This window comes from Microbacterium atlanticum (assembly GCF_015277815.1).
GTDB lineage: Bacteria > Actinomycetota > Actinomycetes > Actinomycetales > Microbacteriaceae > Microbacterium > Microbacterium atlanticum.
On record NZ_CP063813.1, the window covers coordinates 3527162 to 3540812 of the forward strand.

The following is a 13651-nucleotide window of genomic DNA, read 5'->3' on the forward strand; positions in this document are numbered from 1 at the left end:
CTGTGTGATTACGACTGCGTCGTAGGGGGTGGTGGTGAGGGCTTCGAGGGACCGCCGGCCGACGGCGCGCCGAGCGCGTCGCCCACCGTGGGAGTGCCGGTGACGGATGCCGCGGCATCGGGCTGCCCGTCATCGCCGAGCACTCCGCCGCCACGGCCGGCGTCGCGTCCCCGGCGACGCCACAGTCGCGGCAGCGACACCAGCCCGCCGGGCAGGATGAACAGCACGATCAGGAGGATCGCGCCCTGCAGCAGAGCGGTGATGTTCGGATCGATGATGCCGGTGACGTACGGCACGATGACGTACCAGACGCCGCCGAGCAGCGAGCCGATGATGCTGCCGGCGCCGCCGATGACCATGGCCGCGAGCAGCTCGATCGAGTGACCGAAGTTCAGCGTCTCGGGCGAGGTGTACTGGATCACGACCATGTACAGGAACCCGCTCACGCCGCCGATGAGCGAGGCGATCGTGAAGGCGAGCACCTTGTAGCGGTACGGGGAGATCCCCATGGAGCCGGCGACAGCCTCATTGTTCTTGACGATCGCGAAGGCCCGCCCGTACTTGCCGCGCACGAGGTTGCGGGTGAGCAGGAACGTGATGCCGCCGATGAGGAAGACGATGTACAGCTGCCACTGGTCGTCGTAGAGGCCCGTCCACTCGGGCGCGCTGGAGAAGCGCGCCGAGGTGCCCTGCGAGCCGCCGGTGAAGTCCGACAGCCGCTTGGCCAGCGGCACCCCCACGATGGGCAGCGCGATGGTCACCATGGCGATGGCGAGGCCCCCGAGCCGGGCCGCGGCGAGCGCGATGAGCAGCCCGATGACCGCGGGGACGAGGCAGGCCAGGACGAAGATGAGCACGATGTTCCAGTCGGCGTTCACGCCGAACGCCGTCACGTAGGCACCGACGCCGACGAAGAAGATCTGCCCGAGCGACACCTGCCCGGTGTACCCCATCACCACGTTCAGCCCGAGCACGGCGACGGCGAAGACGCCGATGCGGGCGATGGTCTGATTGGCGAACTCGGGGAGGATCAGCGGCAACACGATCATGAGCACGATGACGAGGCCGGCCGCGGCCCACGGCACCCAGGGGCGGCCGAGCACCCGGGTTCGGGTCGAGAGGTCCGTGTTGGCAGCCATCAGACGCGCACCACCGCTTTCCGCCCGAAGAGGCCCTGGGGCCTCACGATCAGCACGACGAAGATGAGGATGAACGGCACCGCGATCTTGAGGTCGTGCCCGATGAAGGGCACGTACACCGCGGCGAGGTTCTCCAGCACGCCGATGAGCCACGCGGCCACGACGACGCCGATCGGGCTCGACAGTCCGCCCAGGATGCAGGCGGCGAGGGCGTAGACCAGCGCGGAGTCCATCATGCCGGGGGTGAGGGTCAGCTGCGGAGCCACGAGGACGCCGGCGACGGCGCCGAGCACGGCCGCCAGTCCCCAGCCCACCATGAGGTTGCGGCCGACGTTCACCCCGGAGAACGCCGCCGAGGCGGGGTTGATCGCCACCGCGCGAAGGGCGAGGCCGAGCTTGGTGCCGAGGAACAGCGCCTGCAGCAGCAGCATGATCGCGACGATCACCACGATCGTGCCGAGCGAGCGCACGCTGATGACGGCACCGGCGATCTGCACGGTCTCGAGCGGGAACAGCGACGGGAACAGCCGGTTGTTGTACGTCCAGATCCAGGCGCACAGTCCGGTGATGAGCGTCAGGAGGCCGATCGTGGCGACGACCGCGGTGTCGGGGTCGCCCCCCTCGAAGCGCCGGATGAGGAAGCGCTCGATGACGGCGCCCAGGAAGAACGAGATCACGACGGCGGCCAGGATCGCGAGCAGGAGAGGGATGCCGAACCCGTTGAGCACCCACGCGATATACGCCGACAGCACCGCCATGCCGCCCTGCGCGAAGTTGATGAGGCCGGTCGCCTGGTTCACCAGCACGATCGCGAGCGCCAGCGCGGCGTAGATCGACCCGGTCGAGAGGCCGTCGATGACGAGCTGGATGAAGGTGCCCACGTCAGCCTCCCAGGTACGCGCGGCGGATCTCGTCCATGCCCCGCAGCTCCGCCGAGGAACCGGTGAGGACGTTGCGCCCCGTCTCGAGCACGGTCGCGCTGTCGACGAGGGTGAAGGCCAGGTTCGCGTTCTGCTCGACGACGAGCATCGCGATGCCGGACTCGCTGCGCAGCCGCCCGATCGCCTGGTACACGGACTTCGCGGTGCTGGGGGCGAGCCCGAGGGATGCCTCGTCCAGCAGAAGCAGCCGGGGCTTCGACATGATGGCGCGCGCGATGGCGAGCATCTGCTGCTCGCCGCCGGACAGGGCGGAGCCGTTCGAGCGGATGCGGTTCTGCAGCTGCGGGAACAGGTCGAGGCAGTAGTCCATGTCGGCGCGGACGGCTTTGGCGTCGCGGCGGCGATAGGCGCCGACCTTGAGGTTCTCGCGGACGGTGAGGTCGGACAGCGTGCCTCGGCCCTCGGGGACGTGCGCGATCCCGCGCGCGGCGACCTGGTCGGGGCGGAGACCGCGCAGCTCCTTCCCGTCGAAGCGGATCGTGCCGGCGGAGCGCACCGTCCCGCAGATCGCGCGCAGCGTGGTCGTCTTCCCGGCGCCGTTGGCCCCCAGGATGCCGACCGCCCCGCCGTCCGGCACCGTCAGCGACACGCCCTCGAGCACCTGCACGCGCCCGTAGAACGCGCGCACGTCCGCCAGCTCAAGCAGCGTCATCGGCGGCATCCTTCCCCAGGTAGGCCTCGATGACGCGCGGGTCGGACTGCGCCTGCGCGGCCGACCCCTCCATCAGCTTGCGGCCGTGGTCGAGCACGACCACCCGGTCGGTGAGCGCCGAGATCAGCCCCATGTTGTGCTCGACGATCACCACGGTGATGTCGTCGTCGCGCACGCGGCGCACCGTCTCGATGAGCTGCTCGACCTCCGAGTGGGGCAGACCTGCGGCGGGCTCGTCCAGAAGCAGCAGCCCGGGCTTCATCAGCAGCGCCCGGCACAGCTCGATGCCCTTGTGCAGGCCGTGCGAGAGCTCGTCGGCGCGCATCCCGGCCGCCCAGCCGAGCCCGTTGCGCTCGAGCAGCGCGAGGGCTTCCTGCCGCAGCTCCCGCTCCGCGCGAGCGGTGCGCGCGATGCGCAGCGACCACTCCACCGGTCCCCCGGGCAGACGCGTGTGGGCTCCCAGCAGCACGTTCTCCAAGACGGTCTCGCGCAGCTGGAGCGCCGGATGCTGGAACGTCCTCGCAAGCCCCTGCCGCGCGAGGGTGGCCGGAGACGACCCCAGCACCTCCGCGCCGTCGATCGTGATGGACCCGGAGCTCGGCCGGTAGTGACCGCTGACGCAGTTGAACAGCGACGTCTTGCCTGCGCCGTTCGGACCGACCAGCCCGAAGATCTGTCCGGGCTCGACCGTGAAGGTGACATCCTCGAGCACGCTGACGCCGCCGAAATGAAGGCTGACGTCTCGCACTGCGAGCCGAGCGCCCATGGCCCCGCCTTTCGCGTCGTCGCGTCTGGTCGATAGGGGACTCGAGTCCTTCCCCTGTGCGGAAAACTACGGATTCACGGAAAGATTGTCAACGATTTTGGTGTGAAGATTTGCAACCGTGACCTCTCGCACCGATCGTGGCGCGGTCGGCGGCGGTGGGAGGCATCCGTTTCCGTTCAACGGAATCAGTCCCGGGCCCGGCCCGACCGCGCTCCTACGCTGACCCCAGCTGACCGCAACCAGAGAGAGGGTCGACGATGACCGAAACGCTCGCGCAGGCGATCGAACGCGCGGGGAGCCCCGTCGAGCTGCTGCGCAACCAGAACTGGCCCGCCTTCACCTTCCCGGTGGCGCCGGAGTTCACCAACTGGCGCGACGAGCAGCGGGCCTGGAACACGACGGTGGCGCTCATGGACCAGTCGCACCACATGACGCAGCTCTTCCTGGACGGCGACGACCTGATCGGACTGCTCAGCTCCCTGTCGCCGAACACGTTCGCGACCTTCCGTCCGGGGGTGGCCAAGCAGCTCATCTCGGTGAACCAGGACGGCTACCTCATCGGCGACGGCATCCTGTTCTACAACGCCGAAGGCCCCGAGGGAATCGTGCTCATCGGGCACCACATCCTCATCGACTGGGTGCGCTTCAACGTCGAGAAGGCGCAGTCGGCGGGCAAGGACGTCCGCTACCGGCTCGAGGCGAACTCGCACATGCGGCAGGGGCCGCCCACCTTCTACCGTTACGAGCTGCAGGGGCCGAAAGCGGATGCGGTGATGGAGAAGGTGTTCGGCGGGCCGGCGCCCGAGATCAAGTTCTTCCACATCGGCGACGTCGAGATCGCGGGGCGGCCGGTCAAGGCCCTGCGTCACGGCATGGCCGGGCAGCCGGGGTTCGAGTTCTACGGGCCCTGGGAGGACAACGAGGTCGTGCTGAACGCGCTCATGGCGGCGGGCGCCGAGCACGGCATCCGCCGCGTCGGTGCGAAGGCGTACTCGTCGTCGCCGCTCGAGTCGGGCTGGGTGCCGACCCCCTTCCCCGCCGTGTTCGACGACGACTTCGCCGAGTACCGCGAGTGGCTGCCGGCCGCGCGCATCGGCTCGGTGGGCGGATCGCTGTACTCCACCGATGTGCACGACTACTACATGACGCCCTTCGACATCGGCCTCGGCCGCTCGGTGCGGTTCGACCACGACTTCCACGGCCGGGAGGCGCTTCAGAAGCACGCCGAGAACCAGCGCCGGCGCAAGGTCACGCTGATCTGGAACGCCGAGGACGTCGCCGCGGTGGTGCGCTCGCAGCTCGAGCCCGGCACGCCCGCTAAGTACCTCGACTTCCCGAAGGCGCGCTACGGGCTCTACCAGATGGACGAGATCCTGAAGGACGGTGACCGCGTAGGGATCTCGACGGATGCCGGCTACGTGGCGTACGACCAGCTCTACATGTCGCTGGCGACGCTGGACGTCGGCATCGGCGACGGCGCCGAGGTCGAGGTGGTGTGGGGCGAGGATCCGATCTCGCGCAAGGACTCCGTCGACGCCGACCACCGTCAGGTGCGCATCCGTGCCACGGTGGCGCCGGCGCCGTATCACGACTACGCCCGGACGGTGTATCGGCAGAACGCCTGAGCCCGTCCGCGTCCGGGGGCGCCGGCGCGTTCCGCTGAACGAAACTCCGGGCGACGAGCGGGGTTAGCATGGCGTCGTCGAGGAGGATGCCGTGGCACGAGGGTCGGCCGGGGAGTCGGTGCTGCACCGGCACCTGCGGGTGCTGGAGAGCTTCGATGCGTGGCATCCGTTCCTCACGCTCAGCGAGATCGCGGATGCCGCCGGCATCCCCCGCTCCTCCGCCCACCGTCTCATCGGCGAGCTGGAGCGCGAAGGTCTGCTCGAGCGCCTGCCGGACCGGACGTACCGCCTGGGCGTGCGGCTGTGGGAGTTCGCCAGCCGCACGCCGGGCGCGGTCGGACTGCGGGAGATCGCCCGGCCGTGGCTGGGCGCCGTCCACGAGCGCGTGCGACAGCACACGCAGCTGGGCGTGCTGAGCGGGCGGGACGTGCTGTTCATCGACCGCATGTCCACGCGCGACGCCGTGGTCAACGCGACGCTCATCGGCGGCCGTATCCCGCTCCACGCGTCGTCGAGCGGTCTGGTGCTGCTCGCCCACGCCGACGAGTCGCTCGCCGAGGACGTCGTCCAGGCGGGGATGCGCGCATACACCGACCGCACCATCCGCACCGGGACCGACCTCCGGGCGCAGCTGCGCCGGGTGCGCGAGGACGGGTACGCGGTCACCGAGGGGCACATCCACCCCGAGTCCCGCGGCATCGCGGTGCCCATCACCGGACCGGGCGGCACGGTCTACGCCGCCATCGGAGTGGTGGTGCCGAACGACGGCGTCTCGCCGCATCCCTATGTCGAGCTGCTGCGCCGCGCCGCCGCCGGCATCGCGCACGACCTCGCCGTGGCGTACCGGCCCGACGTCGACGAGCGCACGCACGGCATCCGCCCGCTGGTGAGCGGCTCCCGGAGATCCCTGGAGTACCTCGAGAGCCTCGACGCCGACCTCCACGACGCGACCGCGCCCCACGGCGGCGCGCGCGCGGCCGTGCTCTAGGGTTCGGCCATGACCACGATCGCAGTCCTGGGGCTCGGCGAGGCGGGCCGGCGGTACGCGCGCGGCCTCGCCGCGGCAGGGGCTCGGGTGCGCGGGTTCGATCCGGCGCACGACCTGGGCGACCCGGCGGTGCCGCAGTTCGCCACGCTCGCCGGGGCTCTCGCCGGAGCCGACGTCGCCCTGAGCCTCGTGACCGGCCAGGCCGCGGCATCCGTCGCCCGTGACGCCCTGCCGCACGTGGCCCCCGGCGCGGTGTACGCGGATCTCAACACCGCCGCCCCGCAGGTCAAGCAGGACATCGCGCGGCTCGCCGCCGACCGGGGGGTGACGATGGCGGATGTCGCGGTCCTCGCGCCCGTCGTCCGCGCGGGGCATCACACGCCGCTGCTGGCGAGTGGTCCGGGCGCGCGCGCGTTCGCCGCGCGGGTGGAGCCGTTCGAGGTGCCCGTCGAGGTGGTCGAGGGACCCGCGGGGGATGCCGCGCGCCTGCGGCTGCTGCGCAGCGTGTTCATGAAGGGCCTCGCGGCGCTCGTGCTGGAGGGCCTCGGCGCAGCGCGCGCGGTGGGCGCCGAGGAATGGCTGCGCGCCCAGATCGCGGCGGAGCTCGGACCCGACGGCGCCGCGCTGGTCGACCGGCTCGTCGAGGGCAGCGCGACCCATGCCGTGCGTCGCGAGCAGGAGGTGCGGGCAGCCCTCGCGGCGCTGGAGTCGTCGGGGCAGCCCGCCGACATGATCCGCGCCACGCTCGCGTGGTTCGAGCGCCTCGTCGCCGAGCACGATCGCTGAGCCTGCCGCCGCGGATGTGGCGCTTGTGGCCGCTACACGTCCGATGTAGCGGCCACAACTGCCGCATCCATGCACGGTCGCCTCGCCTCGCCGCCGCGGATGTGGCCTTTGTGGCCGCTACCGCCGGGAGGTAGCGGCCACAACTGCCACATTCTCGCGGGAGGCGCCGACGCGCGGGAGGCGCCGAAGATCTGGAGGCGCCGAAGATCTGGAGGCGCCGAAGCTCAGGCGACGCCCGCGGTGCGCCAGCCGCCGTGGTACTCCTGGCGGGCTGTCACGGCGTACGGCACCGGGCTCACCACGGCCCGCACCTCGATCTGCTCGTGGGGCTCGACCGTGGTCTTGCCCGAGCCGCCGTCGGGCTCGCCCCACACCACGCGCACCTCGGCGCCGATCGGCACATCGCGGTCGACGGTGGCCAGCGACAGGCCGCGCTTCTCGTTGGCCGTGACGCCGGTGAAGAGCGAGAGGCCCACCGTGCTGCCGTCCGCGTCGATCACGGCGTCGTAGTTCGACGAGCCGTAGTTGGCGTTCGGCAGGTCGAAGAACTGATAGCCGGGCCCCTCGCGGTCGATCACGCTCGTGAGGATCTTCGCGAGGTCCTCGTCGTTCCAGGCGAGCGTCACCTTCTTGCGCTGCGTCTCGGGGTCCACCTGCTCGAGCGCCTCGCGGCCGATGAAGTCGTGGTCGAACTTCACGAACGAGCCGTAGCCGAGGTCCCAGGGGTTGAGGTAGTAGTCCTCGATGTCGTCCGACACGAACGATCCCGCGAGCGCGTTGATCGCCTCGTAGCTGTTCGCGGGAAGCCACTCCCGGTAGCGCCGCTCGATGTCGCCGCCGGTGTACACGGCCGGCAGCGGCGACGGGATCCACCCCGACTCGAGCGTGTTGGACGAGTAGGCGCGCGAGCCGCACGGCTCGATCCCGAACTCGCGACCGGCCTCGAGCACCGCATCGCGGATGCGGCCGTGCTGCTCGTACGGACCCCAGATCTCCAGACCCGGGGCGCCGGCCATGCCGTGGCGCAGTGTGCGCACGTGCTGTCCCGCGATCTCGAGCTCGCCCATGTGGAAGAACCGCACCTGCTCGACCTCGTGGCCTGCGAGCTTCTCGATGATCCGCCAGGCGTTCGGTCCCTGGATCTGGAACCGGTAGAACTCGCGGGTCACGGCGGCCCCGTAGGGGCGCGAGGGCGAGCGGTCGTCGTAGCGGGTCTCGACGTCGTAGCCGCCGGTCTCGGCGTGGAACTGCAACCAGTTCGCGCCGGGAGCCCGCCCGACGTAGACGTACTCGTCCTCGGACAGGTGGAACAGGATGCCGTCGCCGATGACTCCCCCGCTCGATGATGTCGGCACGAACTGCTTGGCGGTGTTCACCGGGAAGTTCGCGAAGGAGTTGATGCCCGTGTGGGAGAGGAGCTTCAGCGCGTCGGGGCCCGTCATGAAGAAGTTCACCATGTGGTGCGTCTGGTCGTAGAGCACGGCGGTCTCGCGCCACGCCTTCTGCTCGCGACGCCAGTTGGTGAACTCGGCGGGGACCACCGGGTAGATGTACGTGCCGAGCTGCGAGTTGCGCAGCATCTCCACGACGCTCCCCCGCTCGTCCATGAGCTCCTGCAGATTGCTCGCCATGCGTTCCTCGACTTCCTCGTCCAGTTGATGCTGCCGGTGACCTGAGCGCGATGCTGCGTATCCGCTATACCTACGATCAGAGGTACATGGTCGCCACGATTGTAGACAATTTGTTGACCATTTCGCCATGGGTATGGTTCGCTGGCCCCATGACAGAGACGGCCGACACGCTCCTCGTCGTCAGCGCGCACGCCGGCGACTTCGTCTGGCGGGCCGGGGGCGCGATCGCCGCCGCAGCGCTCCGCGGCGAGCGCGCCGTCGTCGCGTGCCTGTCCTACGGCGAGCGCGGCGAGTCGGCCAGCCAGTGGCTCGAGGGCAAGACCCTCGATGAGATCAAGGCCGTTCGTCGCGCCGAGGCCGAGGCCGCGGCATCCGCTCTGGGCGCCGAGATCGAGTTCCTCGACCTCGGCGACTACCCGCTCGTCGAGTCGCGCGAGGCGGTCGCGCGCCTGGTCGACCTGTACCGGCGCGTGCAGCCGACCGTCGTGCTGACGCACACCCTGCGAGACCCCTACAACGGCGACCACCCGGCGGCGGCGCGCATGGCGCTCGAGGCCCGCGTGCTGGCCCAGGCGATCGGCGTCGCGAACTCCGACGGCAGCTACCCCACGAAGGACGACATCATCGGCGCCCCGCCGGTGTTCTTCTTCGAGCCGCACCAGCCCGAGCAGTGCGACTTCACCCCGGACGTGCTCCTCGACATCACCGAGGCGTTCGACCGCAAGCGCGCCGCGATGGAGTGCCTGCCCGCGCAGAAGCACATGTGGTCGTACTACACCGACCTCGCGGTGCGGCGCGGCGTGCAGCTCAAGCGCAACGCCGGCCCCAACCTCGGCCTTCACCACGAGACGATGGGCGAGGCCTACATGCGGCACTTCCCGCAGGTGACCGCTGTCCTGTCGTGAGGAAGGGCGCCTCCCGATGAACCCCGTCGTCGTCACCGACATCGCCAGAGCGGATGCCGCGACCACCGGCGCGCTCGGCGTCCACGGTGTCGCCACCGTGCACGAGGCCATGGGCCGCACCGGCCTGGTCGGTCCCGGCATCCGCCCCATCCAGGACGGCGTGCGCGTCGCCGGCACCGCCGTCACGGTGCTGAGCTGGCCGGGCGACAACCTCATGATCCACGCGGCGATCGAGCAGTGCCGCGAGGGCGATCTGCTCGTCGTGGCGACCACCTCGCCGTCGAGCGACGGCGCGTTCGGCGACCTGTTCGCCACTGCGCTGCAGGCCCGCGGAGTGCGCGGACTCGTCACCGCCACCGGCGTGCGCGATGTCGCGGACCTCCGCGCGATGGGGTTCCCGGTGTGGTCGAGCGCCGTGCACGCGCAGGGCACCGTGAAAGCGACACCGGGCTCGGTCAATGTCCCGGTCGTGGTGGCCGGCGCGACCGTGCGGCCGGGCGACGTCGTGGTCGCCGACGACGACGGCGTCGTGGTGGTCCCGCGCGAACGCGCGGCCGAGGTGCTGGCGGCCGCCGACGCCCGCGTCGCCAAGGAGGAGGCCGACCGCGCGGCGTACGCGTCGGGCGCGGAGCTCAGCCTCGACCGCAAGGGCCTGCGTCCGCTCCTGGCCGACCTCGGCGTGGAGTACCTGACGCAGGCGCAGCACGAGGCGCGGAACGCGGGACTCGACGCGGGACGAGGTACGGAGCGATGACGACGCCGGATGCGGCGGCGGCCGTGCGCGACGGCATCCGGTGCATGCTCATGCGCGGGGGCACGTCGAAGGGCGCGTACTTCCTGGCGTCGGACCTCCCCGCCGATCCGGCTGCCCGCGACGACCTGCTGCTGCGCATCATGGGCTCGCCCGACCCGCGCCAGATCGACGGCCTCGGCGGCGCGCATCCGCTCACGAGCAAGGTCGCGATCGTCTCGCCCTCGACGGCCGACGACATAGACGTGGACTACCTGTTCCTGCAGGTCGGCGTCGAGACGGCGACCGTCGCCGACGCCCAGACCTGCGGCAACCTCCTCGCGGGCATCGGCCCGTTCGCGGTCGAGCGGGGTCTCGTGCCGGCGACCGGGGAGCGCACGAGCGTGCGGATCCGGCTGCTCAATACGGGGGATGCCGCGACCGCCGTCTTCCCGACGGCCGACGGCCGGCCGCAGTACGACGGCGACACGACGATCGACGGCGTGCCCGGCACCGCGGCGGGCGTCGAACTCGAGGTCGGCGCCGGTCCCGACAAGCCGCTGCTTCCGACCGGTCGCGCCGTCGACGAGATCGACGGCCACACCGTGACCCTCATCGACAACGGCATGCCCGTCGCGCTCCTGCGTGCGGACGAGTTCGGCCTCGACGGCACCGAGACCCCCGACGCGCTCGAGGCCGACGCCGGGGTCGCGGCCCGCGTCGAGCGCCTCCGGCTCGCCGCGGGCCCGCTCATGGGGCTGGGCGACGTGGCGGCACAGACGGTGCCCAAGATGATCCTGCTCTCGCCGGCGCGCGACGGCGGGGCCGTCTCGACCCGGGCCTTCATCCCGACGCGCGTCCACACCTCGATCGGCGTTCTGATGGCGGCATCCGTCGCCGCGGCGCTGCGGATCCCGGGCGCCGTCGGCTCCGACCTCGCCGGGCCGCTCGGCGGCGACGAGACCGTGATCGAGCACCCGAGCGGCACCACCGTCTCGCACGTGCGCGTCACACACGCCGACGGCGTGTGGCGGGCGACGTCGTCGTCCACGCGCACCGCCCGCAAGCTCTTCGACGGCCTCGTGTTCCCGAGACCCCGCCGATGACCCTCGACTTCACGCTCGCCGCCGACCGCCCGGCCGAGACCCGACCGATGCCCGTCAGAGAGGACGCCCCATGACCGCCGAGACCTCGTTCGACGTCGCCCACCTCGCCCACGTCGAGTTGCTGACCCCCACGCCCGCCGAGAGCCGCTGGTTCTTCGAGGAGCTCCTGGCGATGCGCGTGGTCGCCGAGGACGGCGACGCGGTGTACCTGCGGACGTGGGACGAGTACCAGCTGTACACGATCAAGCTCCGGGCGTCGGATGCCGCGGGCGTGGGTCGCACGTCGTTCCGGGCGTCCTCGCCGCAGGCGCTGGAGCGCCGCGTCGCCGCCATCGAGGCGACCGGGCTCGGCCGCGGCTGGGTGGACGGCGACCTCGGCTGCGGGCCGACGTACGAGTTCACCGACCCCGACGGGCACGCGATGGGCATCTTCTACGAGGCCGAGCGGTACGTCGCCACCGACGACAAGCCGGCGCTGAAGAACCAGGCCTCCCGCTTCCCGGGGCGGGGCGTGAACGCCCGCCGCCTCGACCACATCAACTACCTCGCGAAGGACGTCGAGGCCAACGGGGAGTTCCTGCGCGACGCGCTCGGCATGCGGGAGTCCGAGCGGATCCGGCTCGACAACGGGAGGTTCGCGGCGTGGTGGTTCCACTTCTCGCTGAAGTCCTATGACGTGGTGTACTCCGACGACTGGACGAAGCACGGCAACCGCCTGCACCACATCGCGTTCGCCCCCGACACCCGCGAGGACATCCTCAAGGCCGCCGACATCTTCCTCGAGAACGGCATCCACATCGAGTCGGGCCCGCACAAGCACGCCATCAACCAGACGTTCTTCCTGTACGTCTGGGAGCCCGGCGGCAACCGCATCGAGTTCGCCCAGGCCGGCGCCCGGCTGCTGCTGGACCCCGACCAGCCGGTCGTGGAGTGGACCGAGACCGAGCGCAAGAAGGGGCAGGCCTGGGGCATGAAGACGATCGAGACCTTCCACACCCACGGCACGCCCGTGGTGGAGGCATCCGACCCCCACTGAGCCGCCTTCCGCCGCCTGCACGGTGCATGGCCGATCGCGCGACACGCCGGGGTGAGGCATCCGTCACCGGCGTGTCGGCGTGACCGGCCATGCACGGGGCGCGTCAGGGTCCGGATGCCGCCCCTCAGCGGACGCGGCCCGGGGGGGTCAGCGCCAGACGTCGGCGGCGATGTCGACGACCTCGCGCACCTTCGCCCACTGCTCGTCCTCGGTGAGGACGTTGCCCTCCTCGGTCGAGGCGAAGCCGCACTGCGGGCTCAGCGCCAGCTGCCCGAGGGGAGCGAACGCGGATGCCTCGTCGATGCGCTTCTTGACGGCATCCACGTCCTCCAGCTCGCCGGTCTTGGACGTGATCAGGCCCAGCACGACCGTCTTGTCGCCCTCCGGCAGGAACCGCAGCGGCTCGAAGCCGCCGGCGCGCTCGCTGTCGTACTCGAGGAAGTAGCCGTCGTACGCGGTGTTGCCCAGCAGCTGCTCGGCGACCGGCTCGTAGCCGCCGGACGAGATCCACGTCGAGCGGAAGTTGCCGCGGCACACGTGCGTGGTGATCGTCAGGTCGTCGGGCTTCCCCTCGAGGATGCGGTTGAGGATTCCCGAGTAGCGCTCGGCGATGCCGTCGGTGCGGATGCCGCGATCCCGCGCCTTCTCGAGCTCGACGTCCGAGCACAGATACGCCCACGCGGTGTCGTCGAACTGCAGGTAGCGGGCGCCGGCGGCGTAGAACGCCGCCACGGCGTCGCGATACGCCTGCACCAGGTCGTCGACGATGTCGTCGCGGCCGGCGTACCCCGACCCCTCGAGGTGACCGGGCTCCAGGCGGAAGTCGAGGACCGTCGGGGCCGGGATGCTGAACTTCGGCGTCGCGCCGGTCGTGCGCTCGAGCAGGCTCTTCAGCGAGCGGAAGTGGTCGAGGAACGGGTGGGTGTCGCTGAAGCCGATCTTCCCCGAGATCTCGATGCCGCGCGGCTTGGTCTGCACGCCCTGGAACTGGATGCCGTGGTCGAGCTCGACGATCTCGACGCCGTCGAGCAGGCCGAAGAAGTCGAAGTGCCACCACGAGCGGCGGAACTCGCCGTCGGTCGCGAGCTTCAGGCCGGCGTCGGCCTCGCGCACGGCGAGCTCGGCGATCGCGGTGTCCTCGGCGACGCGCAGGGCGTCGGCGTCGATCTGGCCGGCGGCGAACCGGCGGCGTGCCTCGGCGAGCTCGGTGGGACGGAGGAAGCTGCCGACGATGTCGGCGCGGTACGGCGGTGTGGACACCCTCGCGAGGCTACCGGATGCCTCGGGCCGGAGGCATCCGTCCGTCACCCGGCGTCATCCCCCCACCCCGCGCCGTGAGACGACAG

13 protein-coding genes are annotated in these 13651 nt (G+C 70.8%); 7 read left to right on the forward strand and 6 right to left on the reverse strand.

Annotation, left to right across the window (positions count from 1 at the left end; all coding sequences use genetic code 11):
- Positions 1 to 8: 8 nt before the first annotated feature.
- From IR212_RS16135 to IR212_RS16150, 4 genes are read right to left on the reverse strand one after another with little or no spacing between them, the layout of a single operon-like run.
- The gene (locus IR212_RS16135; protein ID WP_194396866.1) at positions 9 to 1139 is read right to left on the reverse strand and encodes a branched-chain amino acid ABC transporter permease; all 1131 of its coding nucleotides are present in this window, start codon (positions 1137 to 1139) and stop codon (positions 9 to 11) included.
- Positions 1139 to 2020 carry a branched-chain amino acid ABC transporter permease gene (locus IR212_RS16140; protein ID WP_194396867.1) on the reverse strand — a complete coding sequence of 294 codons (882 nt, stop codon included), beginning with the start codon at positions 2018 to 2020 and terminating at the stop codon, positions 1139 to 1141. Before IR212_RS16140 ends, IR212_RS16135 begins: the two co-directional genes overlap by 1 nt.
- Position 2021: 1 nt before the next feature.
- A complete protein-coding gene (locus tag IR212_RS16145; RefSeq protein WP_194396868.1) occupies positions 2022 to 2732 on the reverse strand; it encodes an ABC transporter ATP-binding protein in 711 nt (236 codons plus the stop codon).
- Positions 2719 to 3498, reverse strand: a complete 780-nt coding sequence (locus tag IR212_RS16150) for an ABC transporter ATP-binding protein (RefSeq protein ID WP_194396869.1) — start codon at positions 3496 to 3498, stop codon at positions 2719 to 2721. Before IR212_RS16150 ends, IR212_RS16145 begins: the two co-directional genes overlap by 14 nt.
- 257 nt (positions 3499 to 3755) lie before the next feature.
- On the opposite strand from IR212_RS16150, the gene IR212_RS16155 reads away from it, so the two are divergent.
- The 3 genes from IR212_RS16155 to IR212_RS16165 all read left to right on the forward strand — a co-directional run bounded on the left by IR212_RS16155 (position 3756) and on the right by IR212_RS16165 (position 6897).
- Positions 3756 to 5123 (forward strand): aminomethyl transferase family protein, encoded by a 1368-nt coding sequence (locus IR212_RS16155; RefSeq protein WP_194396870.1) that lies wholly within the window; start codon positions 3756 to 3758, stop codon positions 5121 to 5123.
- Positions 5124 to 5214: 91 nt separating this feature from the next.
- Positions 5215 to 6111 carry an IclR family transcriptional regulator gene (locus IR212_RS16160; protein ID WP_194396871.1) on the forward strand — a complete coding sequence of 299 codons (897 nt, stop codon included), beginning with the start codon at positions 5215 to 5217 and terminating at the stop codon, positions 6109 to 6111.
- Between the two features lie 9 nt (positions 6112 to 6120).
- The gene (locus tag IR212_RS16165) at positions 6121 to 6897 is read left to right on the forward strand and encodes an NAD(P)-dependent oxidoreductase (protein WP_194396872.1); all 777 of its coding nucleotides are present in this window, start codon (positions 6121 to 6123) and stop codon (positions 6895 to 6897) included.
- A 224-nt stretch (positions 6898 to 7121) separates the two neighbouring features.
- Here IR212_RS16165 and ligM read toward each other — a convergent pair whose 3' ends face one another.
- Positions 7122 to 8528 (reverse strand): vanillate/3-O-methylgallate O-demethylase, encoded by a 1407-nt coding sequence (ligM, locus tag IR212_RS16170; protein WP_194396873.1) that lies wholly within the window; start codon positions 8526 to 8528, stop codon positions 7122 to 7124.
- Between the two features lie 149 nt (positions 8529 to 8677).
- Between ligM and IR212_RS16175 the strand changes: the two genes are divergently transcribed.
- From IR212_RS16175 to IR212_RS16190, 4 genes are all read left to right on the forward strand, one after another.
- Positions 8678 to 9433 carry a PIG-L deacetylase family protein gene (locus IR212_RS16175; protein WP_194396874.1) on the forward strand — a complete coding sequence of 252 codons (756 nt, stop codon included), beginning with the start codon at positions 8678 to 8680 and terminating at the stop codon, positions 9431 to 9433.
- A 16-nt stretch (positions 9434 to 9449) separates the two neighbouring features.
- Positions 9450 to 10187 carry a 4-carboxy-4-hydroxy-2-oxoadipate aldolase/oxaloacetate decarboxylase gene (locus tag IR212_RS16180; RefSeq protein ID WP_194396875.1) on the forward strand — a complete coding sequence of 246 codons (738 nt, stop codon included), beginning with the start codon at positions 9450 to 9452 and terminating at the stop codon, positions 10185 to 10187.
- Positions 10184 to 11269, forward strand: a complete 1086-nt coding sequence (locus tag IR212_RS16185; protein ID WP_194396876.1) for a 4-oxalomesaconate tautomerase — start codon at positions 10184 to 10186, stop codon at positions 11267 to 11269. The genes IR212_RS16180 and IR212_RS16185 overlap by 4 nt, the downstream gene beginning before the upstream one ends.
- Before the next feature lie 70 nt (positions 11270 to 11339).
- Entirely contained in the window at positions 11340 to 12305 is a 966-nt protein-coding gene (locus IR212_RS16190; protein WP_194396877.1) for a VOC family protein, read from the forward strand.
- Between the two features lie 147 nt (positions 12306 to 12452).
- Here the strand turns inward: IR212_RS16190 and IR212_RS16195 are convergent, their stop codons facing one another.
- A complete protein-coding gene (locus tag IR212_RS16195) occupies positions 12453 to 13565 on the reverse strand; it encodes a 5-methyltetrahydropteroyltriglutamate--homocysteine S-methyltransferase (RefSeq protein WP_194396878.1) in 1113 nt (370 codons plus the stop codon).
- Positions 13566 to 13651 lie beyond the last annotated feature (86 nt).